Source organism: Rhizobium sp. 10N427 (assembly GCF_056394605.1).
This window is the reverse complement of the sequence record NZ_JBFTID010000003.1, coordinates 188,237-213,215: the sequence shown is the minus strand read 5'-3', so window position 1 is coordinate 213,215 and position 24,979 is coordinate 188,237. Positions and strand designations below refer to the sequence as shown.

General features: G+C 61.1%; 20 protein-coding genes and 2 riboswitches. Of the genes, 6 read left to right on the top strand and 14 right to left on the bottom strand.

Features of this window, described 5'->3' with window-relative positions; genetic code table 11:
- The 5 genes from nagA to metA all read right to left on the bottom strand — a co-directional run bounded on the left by nagA (nucleotide 1) and on the right by metA (nucleotide 5,152).
- Entirely contained in the window at nucleotides 1-1,152 is a 1,152-nt protein-coding gene (gene nagA / locus AC1DIJ_RS08470; RefSeq protein ID WP_112385881.1) for an N-acetylglucosamine-6-phosphate deacetylase, read from the bottom strand.
- Nucleotides 1,152-2,183, bottom strand: coding sequence for an SIS domain-containing protein (locus tag AC1DIJ_RS08465; RefSeq protein ID WP_112385882.1), 1,032 nt, complete (start codon nucleotides 2,181-2,183; stop codon nucleotides 1,152-1,154). The genes nagA and AC1DIJ_RS08465 overlap by 1 nt, the downstream gene beginning before the upstream one ends.
- A complete protein-coding gene (locus tag AC1DIJ_RS08460) occupies nucleotides 2,180-2,953 on the bottom strand; it encodes a GntR family transcriptional regulator (RefSeq protein ID WP_112385883.1) in 774 nt (257 codons plus the stop codon). The genes AC1DIJ_RS08465 and AC1DIJ_RS08460 overlap by 4 nt, the downstream gene beginning before the upstream one ends.
- A 115-nt stretch (nucleotides 2,954-3,068) precedes the next feature.
- Nucleotides 3,069-4,091: an aldose epimerase family protein gene (locus AC1DIJ_RS08455; RefSeq protein WP_112386065.1), complete on the bottom strand. Its 1,023-nt coding sequence runs from the start codon at nucleotides 4,089-4,091 to the stop codon at nucleotides 3,069-3,071.
- A 137-nt stretch (nucleotides 4,092-4,228) separates the two neighbouring features.
- Complete coding sequence (metA, locus tag AC1DIJ_RS08450; RefSeq protein ID WP_112385884.1) at nucleotides 4,229-5,152, bottom strand: homoserine O-acetyltransferase MetA; 924 nt, start codon at nucleotides 5,150-5,152, stop codon at nucleotides 4,229-4,231.
- Between the two features lie 65 nt (nucleotides 5,153-5,217).
- A riboswitch (SAM riboswitch) is annotated at nucleotides 5,218-5,295 on the bottom strand.
- A gap of 146 nt (nucleotides 5,296-5,441) precedes the next feature.
- Between metA and AC1DIJ_RS08445 the strand changes: the two genes are divergently transcribed.
- On the top strand, nucleotides 5,442-7,280 hold the full coding sequence (locus AC1DIJ_RS08445; RefSeq protein WP_112385885.1) for an ABC transporter ATP-binding protein/permease: 1,839 nt from the start codon (nucleotides 5,442-5,444) through the stop codon (nucleotides 7,278-7,280).
- A 4-nt stretch (nucleotides 7,281-7,284) separates the two neighbouring features.
- On the opposite strand, the gene AC1DIJ_RS08440 is transcribed toward AC1DIJ_RS08445, so the two are convergent.
- The 4 genes from AC1DIJ_RS08440 to AC1DIJ_RS08425 all read right to left on the bottom strand — a co-directional run bounded on the left by AC1DIJ_RS08440 (nucleotide 7,285) and on the right by AC1DIJ_RS08425 (nucleotide 11,063).
- Nucleotides 7,285-7,908 (bottom strand): hypothetical protein, encoded by a 624-nt coding sequence (locus tag AC1DIJ_RS08440; RefSeq protein WP_112385886.1) that lies wholly within the window; start codon nucleotides 7,906-7,908, stop codon nucleotides 7,285-7,287.
- Nucleotides 7,909-8,009: 101 nt separating this feature from the next.
- On the bottom strand, nucleotides 8,010-9,833 hold the full coding sequence (locus AC1DIJ_RS08435) for an ABC-F family ATP-binding cassette domain-containing protein (protein WP_112385887.1): 1,824 nt from the start codon (nucleotides 9,831-9,833) through the stop codon (nucleotides 8,010-8,012).
- A gap of 3 nt (nucleotides 9,834-9,836) precedes the next feature.
- Nucleotides 9,837-10,487: a thiamine diphosphokinase gene (locus tag AC1DIJ_RS08430; RefSeq protein ID WP_112385888.1), complete on the bottom strand. Its 651-nt coding sequence runs from the start codon at nucleotides 10,485-10,487 to the stop codon at nucleotides 9,837-9,839.
- Between the two features lie 48 nt (nucleotides 10,488-10,535).
- Nucleotides 10,536-11,063, bottom strand: coding sequence for a MarR family winged helix-turn-helix transcriptional regulator (locus tag AC1DIJ_RS08425; protein WP_112385889.1), 528 nt, complete (start codon nucleotides 11,061-11,063; stop codon nucleotides 10,536-10,538).
- Nucleotides 11,064-11,178: 115 nt separating this feature from the next.
- Between AC1DIJ_RS08425 and AC1DIJ_RS08420 the strand changes: the two genes are divergently transcribed.
- The 5 genes from AC1DIJ_RS08420 to AC1DIJ_RS08400 all read left to right on the top strand — a co-directional run bounded on the left by AC1DIJ_RS08420 (nucleotide 11,179) and on the right by AC1DIJ_RS08400 (nucleotide 18,085).
- Complete coding sequence (locus tag AC1DIJ_RS08420; RefSeq protein WP_477831373.1) at nucleotides 11,179-12,714, top strand: MDR family MFS transporter; 1,536 nt, start codon at nucleotides 11,179-11,181, stop codon at nucleotides 12,712-12,714.
- A 54-nt stretch (nucleotides 12,715-12,768) separates the two neighbouring features.
- A riboswitch (TPP riboswitch) is annotated at nucleotides 12,769-12,883 on the top strand.
- A gap of 48 nt (nucleotides 12,884-12,931) precedes the next feature.
- Complete coding sequence (gene thiB, locus AC1DIJ_RS08415; protein WP_112385890.1) at nucleotides 12,932-13,954, top strand: thiamine ABC transporter substrate binding subunit; 1,023 nt, start codon at nucleotides 12,932-12,934, stop codon at nucleotides 13,952-13,954.
- The gene (thiP, locus tag AC1DIJ_RS08410; RefSeq protein ID WP_112385891.1) at nucleotides 13,954-15,591 is read left to right on the top strand and encodes a thiamine/thiamine pyrophosphate ABC transporter permease ThiP; all 1,638 of its coding nucleotides are present in this window, start codon (nucleotides 13,954-13,956) and stop codon (nucleotides 15,589-15,591) included. Before thiB ends, thiP begins: the two co-directional genes overlap by 1 nt.
- Nucleotides 15,578-16,288: a thiamine ABC transporter ATP-binding protein gene (locus AC1DIJ_RS08405; RefSeq protein WP_112385892.1), complete on the top strand. Its 711-nt coding sequence runs from the start codon at nucleotides 15,578-15,580 to the stop codon at nucleotides 16,286-16,288. The genes thiP and AC1DIJ_RS08405 overlap by 14 nt, the downstream gene beginning before the upstream one ends.
- Nucleotides 16,289-16,540: 252 nt before the next feature.
- Nucleotides 16,541-18,085 (top strand): M48 family metalloprotease, encoded by a 1,545-nt coding sequence (locus AC1DIJ_RS08400; RefSeq protein ID WP_112386067.1) that lies wholly within the window; start codon nucleotides 16,541-16,543, stop codon nucleotides 18,083-18,085.
- Between the two features lie 54 nt (nucleotides 18,086-18,139).
- On the opposite strand, the gene AC1DIJ_RS08395 is transcribed toward AC1DIJ_RS08400, so the two are convergent.
- From AC1DIJ_RS08395 to AC1DIJ_RS08375, 5 genes are all read right to left on the bottom strand, one after another.
- On the bottom strand, nucleotides 18,140-19,003 hold the full coding sequence (locus tag AC1DIJ_RS08395; RefSeq protein ID WP_112385893.1) for an RNA polymerase factor sigma-32: 864 nt from the start codon (nucleotides 19,001-19,003) through the stop codon (nucleotides 18,140-18,142).
- A 375-nt stretch (nucleotides 19,004-19,378) separates the two neighbouring features.
- Entirely contained in the window at nucleotides 19,379-19,951 is a 573-nt protein-coding gene (locus AC1DIJ_RS08390; RefSeq protein ID WP_112385894.1) for a CarD family transcriptional regulator, read from the bottom strand.
- A 397-nt stretch (nucleotides 19,952-20,348) separates the two neighbouring features.
- Nucleotides 20,349-20,687 carry a ferredoxin FdxA gene (gene fdxA / locus AC1DIJ_RS08385; protein WP_112385895.1) on the bottom strand — a complete coding sequence of 113 codons (339 nt, stop codon included), beginning with the start codon at nucleotides 20,685-20,687 and terminating at the stop codon, nucleotides 20,349-20,351.
- Nucleotides 20,688-20,880: 193 nt separating this feature from the next.
- Nucleotides 20,881-21,285: an RNA-binding S4 domain-containing protein gene (locus AC1DIJ_RS08380; protein ID WP_112385896.1), complete on the bottom strand. Its 405-nt coding sequence runs from the start codon at nucleotides 21,283-21,285 to the stop codon at nucleotides 20,881-20,883.
- A gap of 3 nt (nucleotides 21,286-21,288) precedes the next feature.
- Nucleotides 21,289-24,375: a helicase-related protein gene (locus AC1DIJ_RS08375; RefSeq protein ID WP_112385897.1), complete on the bottom strand. Its 3,087-nt coding sequence runs from the start codon at nucleotides 24,373-24,375 to the stop codon at nucleotides 21,289-21,291.
- Nucleotides 24,376-24,979 lie beyond the last annotated feature (604 nt).

Here is a 24,979-nt window from a genome sequence, read left to right as displayed (position 1 = left end):
CTACTTCCTCTCCCCGCCGATCCAGGCCGCGGTGACCTCGATCTTGTCGGTCAGGTGCACGAAGTCGGCGCGATATCCGGGAGACAAGCGGCCATAGCCCTCGAGTCGAAGGAAGCGCGCCGGATAGAGCGTCGCCATCCTCAACGCCTCGGCCAGCGTCAGGTCGAGATAGGTCACGCAATAGCGGATGCTGGAAGCCATATCGACATCGGACCCCGCCAGCGTGCCGTCGTCCAGAACCACCTTGGAGCAGAAACTGCCGCTTTCGCGATGAACGGTGCGGCCATTCAGCGTGAAGCTGTTCTTGTCGGAGCCGACCAGCGACATCGCATCGCTGACGAGGAACAGCTTTCCTTCGCCGCGCTTCGCACGCAGCGCCGTGCGCAGTGCCTTCGGATCGACATGGTGGCCATCGGCAATCACGCCGCACCAGGTCGAGGGGTGATCGATCGCCGCGCCAACGAGACCCGGAGCGCGATGCCCCATCTGGCTCATCGCGTTAAAGAGATGCGTGACGCCACGGGCGCCGGCATCGAAACGCTCTTCCGCCTGCTCGCTGCTGCAATCGGAATGTCCGATGCTGACGATCACGCCGGCTTCGGCAAGCGCGCGCACCTGCTTCACGCTCACCTGTTCAGCCGCCATGGTAATGAGCAGCGTGCCGATCGCTTCGCGCGCTGTAATGAACGCCTTGACGTCTGCGTCTTCGACCGGACGCATTAGCGATGCAAGATGTGCGCCCTTGCGGGCTGGTGCCAGATGCGGACCTTCGAGATGCAGACCGGCAACGCCGCGATTGGTCTTGACCGCTTCCTTGGCGGCCTCGATCGCCGCCTTGGTGGCGTCAGCCGTGTCGGTGATCAAGGTCGGCAGCAGCGCTGTCGTGCCATAGCGGCGATGGCCGTCGGCAATGATGTACATCGAGTCCGGCGATGGCTCGTCGTTCAGCATCCGGCCGCCGCCGCCGTTCACCTGCGCGTCGATGAAACCGGCCGAGAGAACGCCACCGTCAAGCACCACGGTCTCGCCTTCGGGGAGATCGTTGAGTGCCGCGATGGTCTCGACGCGTCCGTTCGAAACGACCAGCGCCCTTTCGTCGTGAAAGCGCTCGCCGTCGAAGATCCGGGCGCCGGTGAAGATCTTGCGGGACATCAGACGGTCTCCGTAACCTTGAGCAGGTTTGCCGGCTTGTCGGGATCGAAGCCCTTGCGGCGCGTGACCGACTCGATGAGGCGGTAGTAGACGAGCAGCGAAACCAGCGGATCGAGAAGGCCGTTGCCGGTCGAGGGAACACGCAGGTTGACCCCGGAAAGCGGCTGCGTCGAGAAGGGAACCGTCGTCGCGCCAAGCTTCTGCAGGCGTTCGAGCGCCTGAACGTTGTTGGCGTATGCCGCATCGTCAGGCGCGAAGGCAACAATCGGGAAACCCGGCTGAACCAGACGCATCGGACCATGCATCAATTCAGCCAGTGAGAAGGCTTCGGCATGCAAGCCCGACGTTTCCTTTGCCTTGAGCGCGGCTTCGAGCGCAATCGCGAAGGCCGGGCCGCGGCCGGCCGTATAAAGCGAGCTGGCGTTGAAAAGCACATCCTCTGCCGCGGCCGTATCGATGCCCGATGTGGCCGACAGGGCGCCCGGAAGCTTCTGGAGCGCCGCCTGTAGATCAGTCTTGCCGCCGATCGCAGCCGTTACGCCGGCAAGCGCTGCAACCGAAGCGATGAAGGATTTCGTTGCGGCAACGCTCTTTTCCGGTCCGGCATTGAGGCCAAGCACGATGTCGGCCTGATTGCCGAGCGGGCTGTCGGTGACGTTGACGACGGCGATCGTCGTCGCCCCGCCCTTCTTCGCGGCTTCCTGCAGGGCAACGATGTCAGGGCTGGCGCCCGACTGCGAAACCGTGAAGTGAATGCCGCCCTTCAGATGTAGCGGCGCGCCATAGACTGACGCGATCGACGGACCGACGGAAGCCACCGGAACGCCGCAGGTGATTTCGAAAAGATACTTGAAGAAGGTTGCGGCATGGTCGGAAGACCCGCGCGCCGCCGTCGTCACTACGCTCGGCCGAGCCGAGGAGAAAAGCTTGGCAATTTCGGCAAAGGCCGGCTTTTCCTTTTCGAGCAGGGTCGCCACGACCTCCGGCGACTGGCCGGCTTCCTGCAGCATCAGCGACTGGTTCTCACTCATATTTCATCTCCAATTCTCAATTCTGCAACGAAATCATAAGCATCGCCACGATAGTGCGAGCGGGTATATTCAACGACGCGCTGGTCTTCGAGGCGGGATATCCGCTCGATCAGCAGGGCCGGCGCACCGGCCTTGACGTTCAGCATCGCGGCCGAGGATGGGTCGAGCGTCACGGCCGTCAGCCGCTGCAGCGCCCGCACCGGCTTGTGGCCGTTGGCAGCCAGGGCGTCATAGAGCGAACCCTCGCCGCCCGCCTGTTCGCCGACGAACTTGACCGGAACCACGGCCCGCTCGATCGCCAGCGGCAAACCATCGGCAAGACGAAGACGATCGAGCCGCAACACCGGCTCGTCCTGGCTGAGCCCCAGCAGGAAGCTTTCTTCCGGCGATGGCTGATTGATTTGCCGGGAGAGGATTTTCGCCGCCGGAGAGCGGCCGCGCGAACGCATGTCGGCCGAGAAAGACGAGAGCCGCCAGAGCGATTGCTCCATGCGCTCGACACGCGCCGAAACGAAGGTACCGCTGCCGTGTCGTGATTCAAGCGCGCCTGAAGACATCAGCTCGCGATAGGCGGTGCGCACCGTGACACGCCCAAGCTTCAGGGCCTCGGCAAGATCGCGCTCACCGGGAAGCGCAGCGCCGGGCTTCAGCAACCCTTCCTGGACGAGACCGGTCAATGCCAGGGCCAGCCGCTTGTAGAGCGGTCCGGTCGAGGCCTCGTCGCGCAGTCCGCGCGCATTCAGCTCTGCTATCAGACTGGTTCTATCCATAGGCGCACATTAGAACCTATTTAGAACCAGTCTTCAAGCTGAATCTACGCCGCAAAAAAGAAACCCTCGTGACGGATCACGAGGGTTCGCAAAACCAGCGATCAAATCGAACGCGTCAGTTCTTGGTGAAGATGTAATCCGTTTCCTGCCGCAGAACCTCGCCCGGCCGCAGAACGGCATTCGGGAAGCCCTCGTGATTGATCGCATCCGGCCAGACCTGGGTCTCCAGGCAGAAGCCGGCGAACGGTCCGTACTTGCGGCCATCGAGACCTGGCACGGCGACATTCAGCTTGAAGCCGGCATAGAACTGCACGCCCGGTTCGGTCGTGCGCACTTCCATCGACACGCCGGAATTGAGGCTGCGGGCCAGCACGACGGAGCGCTTGGCGACACGCTCCTTCGACAGGCAGAAATTATGATCGTAGAGCGCCTGTTCCGAACCTTCAAAACGCTTCATCGGCGCCATTTCGCGGAAATCGAAAGCCGTGCCATCGACTGGGCGCAGTTCCCCGGTCGGGATCTGCCGCTCGTCGGTCGGCAGATAGTGATCGGCCGCGATCATGATATCGTGGCCAAGCGCGTCATCGCGGCCGTCCAAATTGAAATAGGCGTGCTGGCAGACATTGGCAAGTGTCGGCTGGTCGGACGTCGATTCATAGACGATCGAGAACTCGCCGTTACCGTGAACCCGATAGGTGGCCTGGATCGTGCAATTGCCCGGATAGCCGGCGCGGCCGTCGGGATCGACGATCTTCAGGACAACGCGATCCACGGCATGCTCGACGATCGTCCAGTTGCGCTTGGCAATGTTATCGCTGCCACCATGCAGATGTGAGACTCCCTTTTCGTTGAGCTCCAGCTGATAGGCCTTGCCGTCGAGCGTGAACTTGCCGCCGCCGATGCGATTGGCGCAGCGCCCGGGCGTCGCACCGAAATAAGAGGAGTAGGACGGATAATCGGCAAAATTGTCGAAGCCGAGAAGCAGCGGGGCGTCGTGACCGTCGAGCCTGAGATCCTGGATGACAGCGCCCCAGCTCATGATCTTCGCCGTCAGACCGCCGCCTTTGATCTCGACGCGATAGACGGTTTCTCCGTCTTTCGTCGTTCCGAAAACTTCCCGCTTGAGCTCTTCCGCCATTATACCATCGTCCTGAAATCTGTTCGCATCCGGCAGCGAAACTGCCCCCATTTGCCGCGAACCGCAACTGCCAATGCCAAAAAAGAAATGCCGCTGCGGCAAAGGCAGCGGCATAGCATCAACAGATTGATAAGCCGTCAGATTTTCGTGCCGATCTCGTTGAGGTCGTAGGACGTCGTCTGATAGATTTCATTGATCCAGTTGCCGAACAGCAGATGTGCATGACTGCGCCAGCGATTTTGCGGCGGCAGCGCCGGATCATTATGCGGGAAGTAGTTGTGCGGCATCTTGATCGGCACGCCAGCATTCACGTCGCGGAAATATTCGTCCGACAGCGACGTCGAATCGTATTCGACATGGTTGAAGATGTAGAGGCGTTTGCTCGCCTCTTCCTGAACCAGACAGACGCCCATCTCGTTTGATTCCATCAGGATCTCGAGACCCTGCGCCTTCTCGATGTCGCCGCGACGCACTTCCGTCCAGCGCGACACCGGAATCTCGAAATTATCCGAGAAACCGTTGAGATAGACCGAGGACGGCTTCAGGTTCTTGTGGCGGTAAACGCCGAATGCCTTCTCCTTCAGCTCATGCTTGGGAACGCCGTGGAAGTGATAGATCGCCGCCATCGCACCCCAGCAGACATTCATCGTCGAATGCACGTTGGTCTTCGTCCATTCGAAGATGTCCTGCATCTCGCTCCAATAGTTGACGTCTTCGAAGGGCATCAGCTCGATCGGCGCGCCGGTGATGATGAAGCCGTCGAACTTGCGATGCTTCACCTCTTCCCAGGTCTGGTAGAAGGCCAGCAGATGGTCTTCCGAGGTATTCTTGGCCTTGTGGTTGCCGACCCTGACCAGCGACAACTCGACCTGCAGCGGCGAGGCGCCGACAAGGCGCGCCATCTGCACTTCGGTCTTGATCTTGTTCGGCATGAGATTGAGAAGCCCGATCTGAAGCGGGCGGATATCCTGGCGGATAGCCACTGTCTCAGTCATCACCCGCACACCCTCCTGAACGAGGGTTTCGAAAGCGGGCAGCGTGTCAGGAATCTTGATGGGCATTGCATTCACTCGATCGAACAGGACAACCGGCAAATAAAAAAACCGGTGGCGAAAAAAGAATCGCTACCGGTCCGCACGCGGCCCTTTAGCGACTTATTTAACGTGGCTGCAAGCCGGCCGGCCAAATCACCACGATCCTCTAGATAGCGCTGACAGCGCCGCGAATCAATCGTGATTCGCAACCTGCACTTTGAGCTAGGTAACTCACGCATTAATGACTGGTAGAATCTGTTGATGGACAGCACGCGCTACCATGTTAATCAGGGATGATGCTGTACAGGAATGCATGATGACGGACGACGCCAAAGGCGGGGCTGTCGGCCAGCGGCAAGATAGGGTCGGATACGATCTCAGCCTCGGCTATCGCCTCAAATTGATGTTTTTAGCCTTCTGGGCTTCGAAAGTGCGCGGCAAGATCCTGTCTCTCGCCGCCATCCTTATGTTCGTCATCTTGGCGACGGCCTACGGTCAGGTCGTTCTCAACCGCTGGAACGCGCCGTTCTATGATTCGCTGCAACGGCGCGATGTCGGCGAGTTCTTCCATCAGCTTCAGATTTTCGGCCTGATCGCCGGGTCCCTGCTGCTTCTCAATGTCGGCCAGGCCTGGCTGAACCAGATGACGGCGCTCTATATGCGCGAGGGCTTGACCCGCGATCTCGTCGATCAATGGCTGAAGCACAAGCGGGCCCTGCGGCTGGCCTCGAGCGGGCTGATCGGCGTCAATCCGGACCAGCGCCTGCATGAGGACGCCCGCAACCTTGCCGAAAGCACCACCGGCCTCGTTCTCGGCCTCATCCAGTCGACGATCCTGCTCGTCAGCTTCATCGGCGTGCTCTGGGAGCTGTCGAGCGGCTTCGTCTTCCACTTCCGCACCTATTCCTTCGCCATCCCCGGCTACATGGTCTGGGCCGCCGTCTTCTATGCCGCGTCGGCGTCGATCCTCAGCCAGATCGTCGGCAGAAAGCTGGTGCCGATCAACGCCGAGCGCTTCTCCAAGGAAGCCGAACTCCGCTTCTCGCTGATGCACGCCAACGAGAACATGCCGGCGATTACCGTCGCCAGAGGCGAGGAAAACGAGCGCCAGCGCATCAACACCGATATCAGCACGGTTCTCGCCGTGCTCAAGCGGCTGACCATGGCCAATACCAACCTGACCTGGGTTTCGGCCGGTTACGGCTGGCTGGTCATCGTCATACCGATCATCGTCGCCGCGCCCGCCTATTTCTCCGGCGGCCTGACCTTCGGTGAGCTGATGATGTCGGTCGGCGCCTTCAACCAGGTCAATACGGCGCTGCGCTGGTATGTCGCCAATTTCGGCCCGATCGCCGAATGGCGCGCGACGCTGAACCGCGTCACCGATTTCCGCCATGCGCTTGAGCACATGGATGAACCGCTCAATCCGAAGAACGTCATCGCCTACGAAGACACCGCCGCGGACAGGCTTGTGATGAAGAACGTCACCATCGCCGCCAAGTTGGGCGAAGAGGTCGATCAATGCGGCGGCTTCCGCCTGCACGAGCCCGATGTGACGTTGAAGGCCGGCGAGAAGGTGATGATAAACGGCGATCACAACGTCAATCGGAAGCTTCTCTTCCAGGCGATGGCCGGCCTCTGGCCCTGCGGCAGCGGCACGATGGGCCTGCCGCCCTCAGACGACATCCTGTTCGTCCCCCAGGTCGCCTATATCCCCGGCGGCACGCTGCGCGAGGCGCTCTCCTTCCCCGAACCGGCCGGCTCCTACAAGAACGAGGATATCGAGGCAGCTCTGGAGAAAGCCGGGCTGCGTCAACTGATAAGCCGCCTCGACACGCGGGCGCGCTGGGACAAGGTTCTGGATGCCGACGAACAGAAGGCCATCGGCTTTGCCCGCCTTCTGCTGGTTCGCCCGCGCTGGGTGGTGTTCGACGAAGTGCTCGAAGGCTTGGAGCCGGAATGGCAGTCGACGCTGACCAATCTTCTGACGGCGCTGCCGGAAACATCGATGATCTATATCGGCCGTTCGGAAATCTACATGGAGATTCTGAAGCCGAAGGTCCTCCATCTGGAAGCGATAGCCTCCAAGACCGAAGAACCGCCGCCACCGCCGAAAACCGGCACCGGCCGCCCCGCGGCGGCACCGGTTATCTAGCGAATTACATCGGCTGAACGCCGCTGAGACCGACCGAGACCTGTTTCGAGGAGACGCTGCCATCGGCAGCCTTTTCGGCATTGACGATCACCGCGGCGCCTGGCTTCAGATCGTCCTTGGTCGCCGAAGCGATGGTGACGACCTGTGTGCCATCAGGGATGGCGATGGTCTTTTCCTTGCCCTGATAGGTCAGCGTGATCGTCTTGCCGTTGACCGCCTTGACGGCGGTGCTGACGGTCGCATTGGTCATCTCGGTATTCGGCTTGGCGTCCCAGGGGCGGTTGCCCTCGCCGGTACCCTTCATCGATGCCGGGAAGATCATCACTTGCAGCGCGTCATTCGGCCCGCTGCCCTTCGGCATCGAGCCGACGCCAACGAAATCGCCCGGCTTGATGTCATCGACGGCCGCCCGCTGGATGCCACCAACCCGGAAGCCCGATTGCATGGCGATCGACTGGTCGGTTCCGTCGCGGGTCTTGATGGTCAGCACATCGCCGTTGAGGCTCTCGACGATGCCGCGAATGCGGACACGCTGCGTATCGTCGGCCTGGCTGGACTGAACGGCTGAAAAGCTGATGGCTGCGGCGGCGAGCGCCGTCAGAAATGCGGAAGAAAGCTTGCGAGACATATGACTATTCCTTGTCGCCACGATAGCAGGCATATCCCCCGGCTGCCGGAGCGGACTCTAGAGCCGCACCGGGACACCGGCGAATCAAGGAAACGTGAGACTCAGCCTTCGATCTCCTCCCTCAGCATTTCCAGCTCAAGCCATTCCTCTTCCATCTTCGTCACGCTGTCGCGCAGCTTTTCCATCTCCGCGGCAAGCCTGTTGAAGGTCGCCGGGTCCTTGGTGAACAGGTTCGGATCGGCCATCTTCGCTTCGCGCTTGGCGATCTCAGCCTCAGCCTTGGCCATTTCTTTCGGCAGGTTCTCGAGTGCGAACTTCTGCTTGAACGAAAGCTTGCCCTTACCCTTCGGCGCCTCGGCAGAGGGCGAAGCCTCCGCCTTCACCTTTTCGGCGGCCTTCTCCGCCCTGCGACGCTCATCCAGAGCGCCTTTCCGCTGGGCCATCATGTCGGAATAGCCGCCGGCATATTCGATCCACCGGCCATCAGGTGCATCCGGAACGGCAGGCGCAATCGTCGAGGTCACGGTGCGGTCGAGGAAGTCACGGTCGTGGCTGACGAGAATGACCGTGCCGGGAAAGCCGGCGACGATTTCCTGCAGCAGGTCGAGCGTTTCAATATCGAGGTCGTTGGTTGGCTCGTCGAGGATCAACAGGTTTGTCGGCCGCGACAGGATTCGGGCCAGCATGAGACGGGCACGTTCGCCGCCGGAGAGGTTCTTGATCGGTGTGCGCGCCTGCTCCGGCTGGAACAGGAATTCCTTCATGTAGCCGGTCACATGGCGCTGCTCGCCATTGACGAGCAGGTTTTCGCCGCGGCCATCGGTCAGGTAATTTGCCAGCGTGTCGTCGAGGTTGAGTTCCTCGCGCTTCTGATCGAGCGTTGCGATTTCTAGATTGGTGCCGAGCTTCACGGTGCCGCTGTCGGGCGCCAACTGGCCAGTCAGTATCTTCAGCAGCGTCGTCTTGCCGGCGCCGTTCGGGCCGACGAGGCCGATGCAATCACCGCGATGCACGCGAATAGAAAACGGCGTGACGATCGGCCGCTCGCCATATGTCTTGGTGATCTTGTCTGCCTCGATCACCAGCTTGCCGGATTCCTGCGCATCCGAAACGCTCGCCTGGACGCTGCCCTGCGGACCCTTGTGGCCGCGATATTGCGAGCGCATGGTGTGCAGCTCACCGAGACGGCGCATGTTGCGCTTGCGGCGCGCGGTAACGCCATAGCGCAGCCAATGCTCTTCACGCTCGATCGCCTTGCCGAGCTTGTGCTGTTCCAGCTCCTCGGCCTCCAGCACCTGATCGCGCCAGACTTCGAAATGCCCGAAGCCACGATCCAGACGCCGCGACGTGCCGCGATCGAGCCAAACGGTGGCCGTCGAGACCTTTTCGAGGAAGCGTCGGTCATGCGAAATCAGCACGAGGGCGCTGCGCGTCTTCTGCAGCTCGCCTTCCAGCCATTCGATGGTCGGCAGGTCGAGATGGTTGGTCGGCTCGTCGAGCAGCAGGATATCCGGCTCCGGCGCCATGACGCGGGCAAGTGCTGCGCGGCGGGCTTCGCCGCCAGAAAGGTTCTTCGGGTCTTCCTCGCCGGTGAGGCCGAGATGCGACAGAAGATAGGTGACACGATAGGGATCGTCGCCCGGCCCAAGCCCGGCCTCGGCATAGGCCTGCACCGTTGCAAAACTTCCGAAATCAGGCGCTTGCTCAAGATACCGGACCGTCGAGGAGGGATGACGGAACACCTCGCCGGATTGCGCTTCGGCGATGCCGGCAGCGATCTTCAGCAGCGTCGACTTGCCGGAACCGTTGCGGCCGACGAGGCAGATCTTGTCGCCGGGCTCCACCTGCAGGCTTGCGCCCGCCAGCAACGGCGCGCCGCCGAAGCTCAGAAAGATGTCGTCCAGTTTGAGAATGGGAGGCGCCAAGGATCAGACTCCGGAAAGGTCATAGGGGCGGGCAAGGACGATCGCGCGGCCACTGCCGAGCGTGAACCGAACCTTGCCTTCTGCCACATTGGAAATGGTACGCGACGAGCCGAACGGCAAATGGAAATCCGAGAGCGGATAGCGCGCGTTTTCGATGAAGAGACCGCGCAATTCGCTGAAACCGGGAACCGAGAACAGGCTGTTCTTCGGCAGGTCGAGCTCGATGGAACCTGAAAGAAGCGGAACCGCTTCCTCCAGCCCCGAAGTGAGCAACAGGTCGATGCCCTGTTCGGCGAGGCTGACGGCATAAAGGAGATGCTGAAGCGCATGATCGGACCGTTCCCCCGCCAGCGCACCGGCAAGGATCAGCCGTTTCGCACCGCGGGCTATCGCTTCCGAAACGGCGATCTCACCATCCGTCGAGGCTTTGGCCGCGGGATAGGGCTGCTTCGGCACACCCGGAAACGCACCTTCGAGATCCGGTGCGGTGGAATCGAAATCGCCCACCCAGAGCTCCGGCACGACGCCGAGCTCTGCCGCATGGCGCATGCCGCCATCGGCCGCGATGAACCGGCTGCCGGCAATCGCACTGCGCAGCCGCTCTGTCGGCGTCAGCTCGCCGCCGAGCAGGATCGTGAAGGTCGTCTGGGTCATGGGCAATGCCCATAGCGCAAAGCAGGGGTCGAGGGAAAGGGGCGGGGCTTAACCGGGAGTGCCCTTATCGCGCCGTTCGAAGGCTTTTTCATAACCGTCGATGAAGCGCTCATAGAGTGCTGCGAAGGCATCGACGTCCGTGTCGCTCCAGCCGTCGAGGATTTCGGTGATCAACGACAGCTTCTGCGCCCGGATTTCCGACAGCAACCGCTGGCCGATCGGTGTCATCACCACGACGATGCGCCGCGCATCGGCCTGCGATGCTTCACGGCGAAGAATGTTACGGCTGACCATGTCGGCGACCACGCGGCTGGCGCGAGACGGATCGATCCGCAGCATTTCTGCAATCATCCCGACCGTCACTTCATCGGCCGGCTGCGCACGGCGCACGGCGTCAAGAACATCGAGGTGCGAGAGTTCGAGATCCGGCGCCACGCTCTGGATTGCCAGACGCCCGATCAGCCGGCGCCCGGTCATCAGCTTCATGCGTGTCATGCTCTGGCCGATGCTGGAAACGCTTTCGTTCTCCAGTGACAGCGGATCAAGCTCGTGAATGCGGGCGGGTTTCTCGTTCATGCGCCGAGCATAACAGAAGGCTTGCGCGAAGGAAATATGCCTGCGTCATTCTGGTGTCATTGACATTTATATGCTTTTGTCACATAAATTGGCGATCAAGATTGGAACTGTCTTCATGGATATGCAGCTTGCCTCCCAGCCGCTCGTGACGGATCCCCGCCGCAGGCTTATTCTCTTCCTGTTTCTGATGACCGCGATGTTCATGGCAACGCTGGACAATCAGATCGTCTCGACGGCGCTGCCGACCATCGTCGGCGAATTCGGCCACCTCGAACGCTTCGGCTGGATCGGCTCCGCCTATCTGCTGTCGCTGAGCGCCGTCATGCCCGTCTATGGCAAGCTCGGTGACCTCTTCGGCCGCAAATACGTGATGATGACCGCAATCGCGATCTTCACCGTCGGCTCCGCCGTTTGTGGTCTCGCCGTCTCGATGAACACGCTGATCGCCGCCCGCGTGCTCCAGGGCCTGGGCGGCGGCGGCATCATGGTATCGATCTTCGCCGTCAATGCCGATCTCTTCGAGCCGCGCGAACGAGCCCGCTACCAGAGCTATTCCAGCCTGGTGCTGATGGCCTCGAGCGCCATCGGCCCCGTTCTCGGCGGCATGATGAGCGATCTCTTCGGCTGGCGCTCGATCTTCYTCGTCAACGTCCCGATCGGTTTCCTTGTCTTGATCGGCCTCGCGCTGATGCTACCCTACCGCAAACCGCACCGCCGTCCGAAGATCGACTATGCCGGCGCCCTTCTGCTGGCGATGACGACGACGAGCATCGTGCTGATGGCCGATGGCAGCGAACTGTTCGGCTCGATCCTGGCGCCGCAGAGCCTGGGGATCATCGGTATCGGCGCGCTTTGCGCCATCGCCTGGGTCTTCGTCGAGCGCCGCGCCGCCGAACCGATCGTGCCGCTGTCGCTGTTCCGCAACCCGACCTTCCCGCTTTTCCTGATCATGTCGATTACCGGCGGTGGCATCGCTATCGGCATGGCCAATTACTTCGCGCTGTTCCTGCAGACGACCACGGGCCTGTCGCCCTCGCATGCCGGCCTGCTCTTCGTCATGTTGACCGGCGGCCTCGTCTGCGGCTCGCTCTTTGCCGGGCGCATGATCTCGCGCACCGGACGCTACAAGCCCTTCGCCATCGCCAGCCTCTCCTGCAGCGCTGTGGCCTTTGCACTCCTGACGCAGGTCCATGCCGGTACGCCGCTGCCGATTATAGGCTTGCTGATGATGCTGCACGGCATCGGCATCGGTCTGTCGCAGCAGGTGCCTGTGATCGGCGTCCAGAACGCCGCTCCGGCGCGTGACGTCGGCGCCGCCACCGGCTCCGTCACGTTGTCACGCATGGGTGGCGCATCGATCGCCATCTCGATTTATGGCGCCATCATCGGCTCGCAGCTTGCAAAAGTCGGCGTCTCCATTCCGGGCGTTGCCGATATCGAGCAGCTGACGCCAAAGATGATGGCAGCCCTCCCGGAAGCCAGCCGCCAGGCTGTCGCCGATGCCTATGCCAGCGCCTTCACGCCGCTATTCATGACCTCCTGCGCCTTTGCTTTGATTGGATTGATTGCAGCGCTTTCGCTGAAACCGGTCCAGTTGCCGCGCCACGGCGAGACCAAGAACGCGGCCGCGGCGGCCGAAGCCGCCGAGTAAAAGCAAGGGCGCGCTGCGCCCTTGTCATAAAGCCTTCATCGCTATACATCTGCCAACGCTCTAACGGGGTGCCCTGTATCCGCAAGGATATCTGGCTGAGAGGCTTTCAAGCCAACCCGCGGAACCTGATCCGGCTAACACCGGCGGAGGGATTAGACGCGTGACACCAGGCACCGCCCTTTTCCCCATGACACAACTTTTTAGGAGGAGGCGCGCCATGCCCGGCCGCAAACCATTGATCGCATCATTCGCCACGGCTTTCCTTGCCGCAACCGTCACTCTGTCGCAGGCGCAGGCCGCGGACAAGACGCTGACGGTCTACACCTACGAGAGCTTCACCTCGGAATGGGGCCCCGGCCCCAAGGTCAAGGAAGCCTTCGAGAAGACCTGCGCCTGCACGGTCAATTTCGTCAGCGTCGCCGATGGCGTGGCGCTTCTCTCCCGCCTCAAGCTCGAAGGCGCCTCGACCAAGGCCGACGTCGTGCTCGGCATCGATACCAACCTGATCACCGAAGCCAAGGATACCGGCCTGTTCGACGTAAGCGGCGTCGATACCAGCGCTCTCAAGGTGCCCGGCGACTTCAAGGACGATGTCTTCGTTCCCTATGACTACGGCCACTTCGCCATCATCTACGACACGCAGACCATCAAGAACCCGCCGAAAAGCATGCAGGAACTGGTCGATGGCGACCCATCGCAAAAGATCGTCATCGAGGATCCGCGCACCTCGACGCCCGGCCTTGGCCTGCTGCTCTGGGTGAAGTCCGTCTATGGCGACAAGGCGCCCGAAGCATGGACGAAGCTCAAGAGCCGCATCCTGACGGTGACGCCCGGCTGGTCTGAAGCCTATGGCCTGTTCACCAAGGGCGAGGCGCCGATGGTACTGTCCTACACGACCTCACCAGCCTATCACATGGTCGCCGAGAATACCGATCGCTATCAGGCCGCCGCTTTCTCCGAAGGTCACTATATCCAGATCGAGGTCGCCGGCCTGCTTAAGAACGCTCCTGACAAGGATCTTGCTCGTGACTTCCTGAAATTCATGGTCACACCGGGTTTCCAGGACACGATCCCGACCAACAACTGGATGATGCCTGTTGCGGCCACCTCCACGCCGCTGCCGGATGCCTTCGGCAAGCTGGTCAATCCGTCCAAGACCTTCCTGATGAGCCCGGATGAAGTCGCCAAAAAACGCAAGGCGTGGATCGACGAGTGGCTGGCAGCCATGAGCATGAACTGATGCTGCAGACGGCGGCGGAGCGGCGAAATGCGCTGGTGGGAGGGGCAATCGGCATCGCCGCCATCCTGCTTTTCATCGGCATCGCCGCCATCTCGCTTGCTGCCTCCGGCGGCAGCAATGCGTTCGCCGGCATCATCTCGGATTCCTACATTCTCCGCGTCCTTCGCTTCACGCTGCTGCAAGCCGTCCTTTCGACCTTGCTCTCCGTTATCCTGGCTCTGCCCGTCGCGCGGGCACTTGCCCGGCAACCTAACTTTCCTGGCCGTATTTGGATCATCCGGTTGATGGCCGTGCCGATGGGACTGCCCGTTCTGATCGGCGCGCTTGGGTTGATCGGCATTTGGGGACGGCAGGGCGTGCTCAATACCGCATTGCTCAAGCTCGGCCTGTCCGAACCCGTCACCATCTACGGACTGACCGGCATCTTGCTCGCCCACGTCTTCTTCAATCTGCCTTTGGCATGCCGACTGATGCTCGCCGGTCTGGAGAGACTGCCCTCCGAATACTGGCTGATGGCAAGCAATCTCGACATGCGCCCGCGCGCCGTTTTCCGCTTCATCGAATGGCCGGCGATCCGCGGCCTGATCCCCGGCATTTCTGGGCTGATCTTCATGCTCTGCGCCACCAGTTTCACGCTGGTACTGACGCTTGGCGGCGGACCAGCGGCAACGACGATCGAGGTGGCGATCTACCAGTCGCTGCGTTTCGATTTCGACCCGGGCCGAGCGGTAGCTCTGTCCTTGCTGCAGATTGCCCTGACCGGCCTCATCCTCGGCGCCATGTCGTTTCTCCCCGCCAGCCGTGATGAAGGGCTGACCGCCGGACGCCACTCCATGCGTTTCGATGGCAGAATGCCAATGGCAAAACTGTCAGATGGCCTGCTCCTCGCTCTCGCCACGGCTTTTCTAATCTCGCCATTGCTCTCCGTGTTGGTAGCCGGCCTGAGAGCCGACCTCCCGAAGCTGGTCGGCGAGCCGGTCTTCTGGCAGGCCGCAGCGATGAGCTGCGGCATATCCCTTTCCGCCGCCACATTGGCCCTTGTCGTGTCAGCAGCCCTGATCCGCGCCCGCCAGACCATCAGCGCAGACAAGCGCTCCAAGCGCGGCAGCCGCGCCCTCTACGCCGCGATAGGCGGAGCCTCGTCAATGGTGCTGCTGGCGCCTCCCGTAGTTCTTGCGACCGGCTGGTTCATGGCGCTCAGGCCATTCGGCGACGCCTCTGTTTTTGCGCCTGTCCTTGTGGTCCTGATCAATATGCTGATGGCCCTGCCCTTCGTCATGCGCGTGCTCGAACCGGCTTATCTCGTCCATCAGCGGCGCACCGCGCGCCTATCGGCAAGCCTCGGCATAACCGGCCAGGCGCGGCTGCGGCTCATCGACTGGCCGGGGCTGCGCAAGCCGTTGCTGACCGCCCTGTCTTTCGCCATGGCGCTGTCGCTCGGCGATCTCGGCGCTGTCGCCATGTTCGGATCCGATAGCTTTGTCACGCTTCCATGGCTGGTCTACAGCCGCATGGGAAGCTACAGAACCAACGATGCCGATGGCCTTGCGCTGATCCTCGGCGTCATTTGCCTATTGCTGACGATCGCCGGAACATCCGGCCAGGTGCGAGGACATGGTGCCGATGACGGCCGCTGATATCACCATGCAGAACGTTCGCCTGACGCTCGGCAGCCACGCCTTCCATTTCGATTGCACGCTGCCCCGCGGCCAGATCATTGCCGTGACAGGCCCATCGGGCGCCGGCAAATCGACCTTCCTCAATCTGCTGGCGGGTTTCGAGACGCCGGAGAGCGGCCGCGTTCTGCTCGCCGGACATGATGTTACCGGCAGTCACCCGGCCGAGCGGCCCGTCTCGCTTATCTTTCAGGACAACAATCTCTTCGCTCATCTCGATATCTTCACCAATGTCGGGCTGGGCATCAATCCGGCCCTGAAGCTCACACCGGCGGACCGCAGCCGCATCTCGGCCGCGCTGGCTCAGGTCGGCCTGACTGGCTTCGAAAAAAGGCTTCCGGCAACGCTTTCCGGCGGCGAACGGCAGCGCGCCGCCTTTGCCCGCGCCCTCGTCCGCAAGCGGCCGATCCTGCTTCTCGACGAACCCTTTGCCGCCCTCGACCCCAGCCTGCGCAACGGAATGGCGGAGCTTCTGACGGCAATGCAGCGCGAGACCGGAGCGACCGTCATCATCGTTTCACATGACCCCGATGAGGTTCGCCGCATTGCACAATATGGCGTTTTCATCGACCATGGCGCGATTGCGCTCGCCGCGCCGTTGAGCGAATATCTGGCTGATCAGAGCACGCCCGCATTGCGGCAATTTCTGCAGGGCTGACGAATATCCACGCCGCGATGGCACTTTCGCCACAATTTCATCGGAGCGAAAGAACTCCTTAACCACGCTAAGCTTGCTAAATTACAACGGCGCCATAATTACGCAGAGTCTCGCTATGCAACCGATGCGGAAATCAGCTACAGCAATGACGTCTGTTCCCCCGTTGTGCAATGCGAGAAGCGGGATGGACGCCTGTTGAACCCCGTTGGAAGTGGCCGGATCGAACATTTGGCGAGCCGGCCGAAAAGCAAGATGATTCGGAGAGCCAGACTGGACAGCATGACGACGTGGACGAGACCCGCGCCTTCCAGGAACGTGCTATCCGCTTTGCGTCAACGGGGACGGCATGCGCTGCTTTTGACGGCAGCTGCCATGGCTCTCAACGGCTGTCAGTCAATCATCGAACAGTCCTACCAGCCGACGGTTTCCCCCTCGTCAAATCCGCAGATCGTCGATGAGGTCCAGAAGAACGACCCGCGCGCCGCGATGGGTGCCCGGGAGCATCCGCGCATCGTCGCCAGCTATGGCGGCGAATACAAGGATGCCAAGACCGAGCGGCTTGTCGCCCGCATTGCCGGCGCCCTGACGGCGGTTTCCGAAAATCCGAGCCAGTCCTACCGCATCACCATCCTGAATTCGCCGGCGATCAATGCCTTCGCGCTTCCGGGCGGCTACCTCTATGTGACCCGCGGCCTGCTGGCGCTCGCCAACGACGCTTCCGAAGTCGCTGCCGTCCTATCGCATGAGATGGGCCACGTGACCGCGAACCACGGCATCGAGCGCCAGAAGCGCGAAGAGGCGGAAGTCATTGCCAGTCGCGTGGTTGCCGAAGTCCTGTCGAGCGATATCGCCGGCAAGCAGGCGCTCGCCCGCGGCAAGCTGCGTCTCGCCGCCTTCTCCCGCCAGCAGGAACTGCAGGCCGACGTGATCGGCGTGCGCATGCTGGGCGAGGCAGGCTACGATCCCTACTCGGCGGCACGCTTCCTTGACAGCATGGCCGCTTACAGCCGCTTCATGTCGGCCGATCCCGACGCCGACCAGAGCCTCGACTTCCTGTCGAGCCACCCGAATTCGGCCCAGCGCATCGAGCTTGCGCGTGACCACGCCCGCGCCTTCGGCCAGGAAGGCAAGGTCGGCGATAAGGGCCGTGACTATTATCTCGATGGCATCGACGGCCTGCTCTACGGCGACAGCCCGGAAGAGGGCTATGTGCGCGGCCAGACCTTCCTGCATGGCGGCCTCGGCATCCGCTTCGACGTACCGCCCGATTTCACCATCGACAACAAGGTCGAAGCCGTCATGGCGACCGGCCCGGGCGATGTCGCGATCCGCTTCGACGGCGTGGCCGACAGCAACAACCAGAGCCTGACGAACTACATCTCAAGCGGCTGGGTGACCGGCCTCGACCCGTCGACGATCCAGCCGACGACAATCAACGGCATGGAAGCCGCAACCGCCCGCGCCAGCGCCGATCGCTGGGATTTCGACGTAACCGTCATCCGCAACAACCAGCAGATCTTCCGTTTCCTGACGGCCGTACCGAAGGGCAGCACAGCGCTGCAGCAGACGGCGGACGTGCTGAGAGCAAGCTTCCGCCGCATGACGCCGGACGAGATGTCGTCGCTGAAGCCGCTGCGCATCCGCGTCGTCACGGTACGTGCCGGCGACAACATTACCACGCTCGCGGCCCGGATGATGGGCACCGATCGCAAGCTCGACCTTTTCAAGCTGATCAACGCCCTGCCGATGGGCGCGTCCGTTGCACCCGGCGACCGCGTGAAAATCATCGCCGAATAAAAAAGGCCCGGTGCGAACCGGGCCAGTCTGTGCTTCTGGGAGTAAAGACTACTTTCAGGCGTAGGCGGCCATATGCGGATCGGCGCTGACAAGCGCGCTGCGCAACTTTTCCATCGCCCGGCTCTCGATCTGGCGTACCCGCTCCTTCGAAATTCCGAGATCGGCGCCGAGCTCTTCGAGAGTCGCCCCGTCTTCGGCCAGGCGCCGTGCACTGATGATCTTCATCTCGCGCTCGTTGAGATGCGTCAGCGCCGAGGCCAGCCAGACGCGGCGGCGCTCGCCGTCGATCATGTTCGTCACCTGCTCGTCCGGCAGCGGCTCGTTGCTGACGAGGAAATCCATCTTCTCGGCACTGTCGGCGTCCCCGGAGACCGAAGGCGCCTGCAACGACGCATCGTTGCTCGAGAGCCGCGCATCCATCGTCTGCACGTCCGCAAGGCTGACGCCGAGCGCAGCAGCGATTTCCTGATGAATCGACTGCACGGTCAGCTGGGTGTCGCCACGCGCCAGCTTGGCGCGCAACCGGCGAAGGTTGAAGAACAGCGCCTTCTGCGCCGAGCTTGTGCCGCCGCGAACGATCGACCAGTTTCGCAGGATATAATCCTGGATGGAGGCACGGATCCACCAGCTGGCATAGGTCGAAAACCGCACTTCGCGTTCGGGCTCGAACCGCGCTGCAGCTTCAAGCAGACCGACATACCCTTCCTGGACGAGATCGCTCATCGGCAGGCCGAAATTGCGGAACTTGCCGGCCATTGAGATGACAAGACGCATATGCGCCATGGCGATCTGGTTGCGCGCGCCGCGGTCGTCATTGTCCTTCCAGCGGATCGCCAGCTGATGCTCTTCCTCGCGGGCAAGATAGGGAGCCGCCATCGCAATTTTGATCATGCGCCGGTCTGCAGACATGTTCCTCATATCGGTCTCCTAAAATCAGGCCTCGCGCCCAAACAAAAAACAACGAAGGTTGGTTTCCAGAACGTCGCCGCCCGGATCAAATTCAGCTCTCGAATGCAAAAGGCCTCTCTCCTGGACTTTTCAGGAGGAGGCCCTATCTCTTCAACAAGTACCGGTCAGACGGTCAGGCAGGATCTGATTCTTCAAGTTGCCGTTCCGGCAAAATGTGGAAGCCATGACCCACTCCTCGTCCAGCGTTCAAACCAGCGGACGAACGGTGGGCTCCACCGGTTTTTTGTCCGCACTTACGAGATTTAAACGCGTCAGCGCGGAAAAAGTTCCAATAAAAAACCCGGCTCGAAGGCCGGGTTTTTTGCAAGGAAAAACAAAGTGCTATTATGCGGCTTCGTCCTGGGAGTCGTCTTCTTCGATTGCCTTGCCGCGCTTCGGACCCTTGTTGAGGTTGGTCTCGACGAGACGGACGGCTTCCGTTTCCGACATCTTGTTCACGGCAGCGATTTCGCGAGCCATACGGTCGAGGGCAGCTTCATAAAGCTGACGCTCGGAATAGGACTGCTCCGGCTGGTTTTCGGCACGATAGAGATCGCGCACGACTTCTGCGATGGAAATCAGGTCGCCGGAATTGATCTTGGCATCATATTCCTGCGCACGGCGGGACCACATGGTACGCTTGACACGAGCCTTGCCCTGCACAACCTTGAGCGCGCGCTCAACGAAGTCGGTTTCCGACAGCTTGCGCATGCCGATGCTCATCGCCTTTGCGACCGGAACCTTCAGACGCATCTTGTCCTTTTCGAAATCGATAACGAAAAGTTCGAGCTTCATGCCGGCAACTTCTTGCTCTTCGATAGCGGTGATGGTACCGACGCCATGAGCGGGGTACACGATCGATTCACCGGTCTTGAAGCCGTGGCGAGCTGCTGAAGGTTTTTTCTGCTGGGTCGTCATACTAATCAAAAACTCCCTGTTACGCTTCCGGCGGCGGCCGGAGCCGGGTCAGTCAGGCCCGGATGAGACGGTAGAATTCCCGTCGGGTGACTTCACTCTGGTCCCACCAGACATAAGCAAAGAAATTCGTGCACGCGATTAACGATCGGACAGCTCAACTCGTTGATATGTCACGGAAACCGCGTACGGATTTAATTTGCTTTCGTGATGGTTTTGGGCACGCCTCGTGCCTCAAATGGGTCAGTCTCTAGAACCTATCACAAAAATATGAGGAAATCAATAATTTGGTGCGTGTGAGTCATGCGGGCAACACATGGCTCACATATTAGTGAAGCATCACTTGAAACGTTTAAGCGCCTTCTGAACCCGATTTCAGGCGGATTTCAGCGGCTTGGCTTCAGTCGCCTGAACCGGGCTTTTCGGAGAAGTACTTCTCGAATTTGCCGGTCTCGCCGTCCATTTCCTTGGCCTCGGGCATCGAGTCCTTTTTGACGGTAATATTGGGCCAGACGCTGGCATATTCAGCGTTGATCTTGAGCCATTTGTCGAGACCCGGCTCGGTATCCGGCTTGATCGCCTCGGCAGGACATTCGGGTTCGCAAACGCCGCAGTCTATGCATTCGTCGGGATGGATGACGAGGAAATTCTCGCCTTCATAAAAGCAGTCGACCGGGCAGACTTCCACGCAGTCGGTATATTTGCAGCGAATGCAATTGTCGGTCACGACATAGGTCATGAAAAACTCCAGGATTTCACGCGAGCGGGGAGACGAACCTGGAACGTCGCGTCTTTCCCTGTGCCGGAGGAGCAGCGTTGACTGGCTTGGGAGGCAAGAACGCAGTCCGGCGAGTTGATTGTGACGTATCGGCTTTACAGCCTGATTTCAAGGATTATCCATCTTCAAAAACCGGCGGCGCAGACAGAGTTTTCTAATCCTCGCCCGACTGGAGCCTGTCGATTGCCCGCCGCTCTTTCTTTGTCGGCCGTCCTGCCCCCGCGCCGCGGATCGCCTGCTCGTAGGCGGTGAGACGTTTCGTCTCATCTTCAGGCGGCGTGATGTTCTCGTAAAGGCGCTGCGCCTCTTCGAAAGGCCCCCGCCGCTCGCCCGGCAGTTTGACAAGGAGGACGACGTCCCGGCGATCGAGTTGCAGCTCGACGCGATCGCCCACCTTGACTGTCTGGCTGGGCTGGATGGCACGTTCGCCATTGATGCGAACGTGCCCTGATTGCACATGGCTTTGCGCCAGGGAGCGGGATTTCACCATGCGCGTGAAGAACAGCCACTTGTCGATGCGCTGGCGCGAACCGCTTGCTGGCTGTGTCTCCCCGCCCATCGATTACTTCTTCATCTGCTCCTTCAAGGCAGCGAGCTTGGCGAAGGGCGAATCCGGATCGATCGGCTTCTCCTTGCGCGGCGGCTTGGCCTCGAAGCGCAGCGGCTGGGCGCCGCCACGGTTGTTGTTGCGGTCGTTGCGATCCTTCCGGTCACCACGATCCTGACGGTCGCCACGCTGTTCGTTGCGATCGCCACGGCCCTGATGCGGCTTGCCGCCATCGCGGCCGCGCTGCTGGCGGTTGCCATCGCGGCCTTCGCGATTGCCTTCGCCGCGGTTGTTGCCTTCAGCGCCTTCGGTCGCGCCGCCCTGACGACGGTTGCCCTGCTGGCGCTCGCCGCCGCGGCGTTCGCCGTGGTTGCGCACCGGGCGCTGGTTGTCGTTGCGGCCGCCGAGGCGCCACAGCAGAACCGGCTTCGGCTCCTGCGGTTCGCCGCTTTCGGCTGTCACTTCGGCAGCTTCAGCAGGCGCTTCGGCAGCAACAGGCGCAGCCTCGGCAGCGGGTGCTTCTGCAGGTGCTTCCTCAGCACCATCCGCATCGTCGTGATCGGCCTTGTCGGATGCTTCTTCGGCTGGTGCCTCGCTCGCGGCCGGTGCAGCCGACGCATCTTGCGTGGCAAGATGGGCGGCAGCCTCTTCGGCCTTCACGGCATCCGCACGGTAACCGAGACCCTTGAGGATCTCTTCCATGTCCTCGAGCGTCGCGCCGAGGATGGAGAGCATTGCGGTCGTCGTCGTAAAGCGGCGGCCGTCATAGGCACCCTCGGGACGGTTTGCCTGACCCGGCTTCCACTGCAGCAGCGGACGGATGATATCGGCAAGCCGCTCGAGGATGTCGATACGAACAGCCCGTTTTCCAAGGAAACGGAAACCGGCAAGCTTGTAGAAGGTGCGCTCGAAGCTCGGATCGGTGACGACAGACGTACGTCCAGCCGCCAGAACCGGAATGAGGTCACCATAGCCAGGCTTGTCGAGACCGTCGTTCTTCAGCGCCCAGAGGAGCGTGATCAATTCAGCGGGCGCCGGCTTCAGAAGTGCCGGAACGAAGATGTGGTAAGCGCCAAACCGCACGCCGTAGCGGCGCATTGAGGCACGGCCATCCTGATCCAGCGACTTGACGTCGTCGGCGACGTCGCGGCGGAACAGTACGCCGAGATTCTCGACGAGCTGGAACGCCAGACCCTTTGCCAGGCCCTGCAGGTCTTCGGCGCGCGACAGATCGTCAAGCGGCTTAAGCACCGTGCTGATATGATGATTGACGAAGCGCTCGACGCGGGCGGCGACATGATCGCGCGCATTTCCGGTCAACTGCTCGTCAGCAAGCAGGATCACCCGCGGCCGCATGATGTGGTCGCTGCCCGAAAGCCGCGCCACGGGATCGCCGAGCCAGCGCACAAGGCCATCGGCACTGATCGCCAGATCGCCATTGCCGGCAGCATGCATGCGCGCAGCGCGCGCTTCGAATTCCAGAGCAAGCGCCTTTTGTGAAGCAGCCTGTACGGCCTTGGCGTCCGGTCCATCCGTTCCACCGATGGGCGTGAAGCGGAAACCGCTCAACTGACCCACATGATGTCCCTCCACGAAGACATCACCATTCACACTGATTTCAGCTTCCAGCATCGCATTCTCTCTCAGGCGCTTCATGAGCACAGATGTCCTGCGATCAACAAAGCGTTTCGTCAACCTTTCATGTAACGCATCGGACAATCGATCTTCGATTTCCCGCGTCTTTTCCTGCCAGTGTGTCGGATCGGCAAGCCAACCGGGCCGGTTCGACACATAGGTCCAGGTTCTTATCTGCGCGATTCGCGCCGAAAGCGTGTCGATTTCACCGTCCGTCCGGTCCGCACGATGCACCTGCTCCGCGAGGAAATCTTCGTTCACCGTGCCACGGCGGACGAGATCAGAAAAGAGGGTCGAGATCAGATCGGCATGCTGGGCCGGTGCGATGCGCCGGTAATCGGGCAGCGCACAAGCTTCCCATAGCTTTTCAACCCTTTCCGGCTTGGTCGCAAGATCAATAATTTCCGGATAGCGCGAAAGATGTTCCAGCGCCTGCTGATCGACCGAAGGCAGGGATCGCGTCAGCCCCTGGACGCTCGGTGGCTTTTCCAGGCTTGCGCGCAGCGATTGTATCGAGGCGAAGTCGAATTCCTTGGTCCGCCACTGCAGAACCTTGACGTTGTCGAACTCGTGCGCCTCGATCCGCTGCACCAGTTCATCACCAAAAGGCGCGACCTGCCCGGTGACGCCGAAGGTGCCATCGCGAACATGGCGGCCGGCACGCCCGGCGATCTGGCCAAGTTCTGCGGGATTGAGATTGCGGAACTGGTAGCCGTCGAATTTCCGGTCTTGCGCGAAGGCGACATGATCGACGTCGAGATTGAGCCCCATGCCGATCGCATCGGTGGCGACCAGATATTCGACATCGCCCGCCTGATAGAGCGCCACCTGGGCATTGCGCGTCCGCGGGCTGAGCGCACCAAGGACAACGGCCGCACCACCGCGTTGGCGCCGGATCAGTTCGGCGATCGCGTAAACTTCGTCAGCCGAGAAGGCGACGATCGCCGAGCGCTGCGGCAGCCGGGTAATCTTCTTCTGCCCGGCATAGAGCAGCTGCGACAGTCTCGGCCTCTCGATGACGGTAATTCCGGGCAGTAGCTGCTGGAGAATGGGGCGCATCGTGCCGGCGCCGAGCAGCAGCGTCTCGTCGCGGCCGCGCAGATGCAGGATGCGATCGGTGAAGATGTGCCCGCGCTCAAGATCTCCAGCGAGCTGCACTTCGTCGATCGCGACGAAGGCCGCCTTGGTTTCGCGCGGCATCGCCTCGACAGTGCAGACCGAGAAGCGCGCATGCGGCGGCGATATCTTTTCCTCGCCGGTGACCAATGCCACGTTCTGCACACCGACCCTCTCGACGACCCGGCTATAGACCTCGCGCGCCAGAAGGCGCAGCGGCAGACCGATCACGCCGGTGCCATGCGCGACCATGCGCTCGATGGCGTAATGCGTCTTGCCGGTATTGGTCGGCCCGAGCACCGCGGTCACACCGCGCCCACTCAGTATCATCGGCTGCGAATTCAGTGTCATGGTCCATGCAAGTGAGGCGGGGAGCCCCAGGGTCAAGTCAGCAGACAACACATGGACAGGGCAACCGGCAAACGCAAGAGCCGGATGATGCGAATGCGCTGCTAATTTGATTCAACAAGCGGCGCTAAGCCTCTGTTTTGAGATTCGGAACAGCTTGAGAACGAATCAGCGACGAATCGCAGACTCGCGGTGATTCAGCTTTTGTTCACGGCTAAGTATTGGTTTTGAATCAGCTTTTCCCACTAGATGCTGAATCACCGGAATCCGGCAATTTGCAGCAGGCGGTCTTGGACGGCCTCTTTTCATCCAGCGTCAACCGCAAAGACGGAAAACCCCGAAAACCACAGAATTAACCTTCGGGTCAAAGCCGGAACGAATCACAGACGAATCGCCGACAGCCGCAAATTCCGCTTTTGTTCGCCACTGCATATTGATGAACTGCGCGAACGGGCGCTATATGCAGCCTCCTTGATTGCAGGATCAGCATTGAAAATCGGGCGCCATTAACACTTTCCGCCCTGAGTTTGATGTTTCGTTAAAATTTTCTGCGGAACAACGGAACCTTTTTGAGCCTGACGCGTTTATGCCGTCCCGCAGAATATAA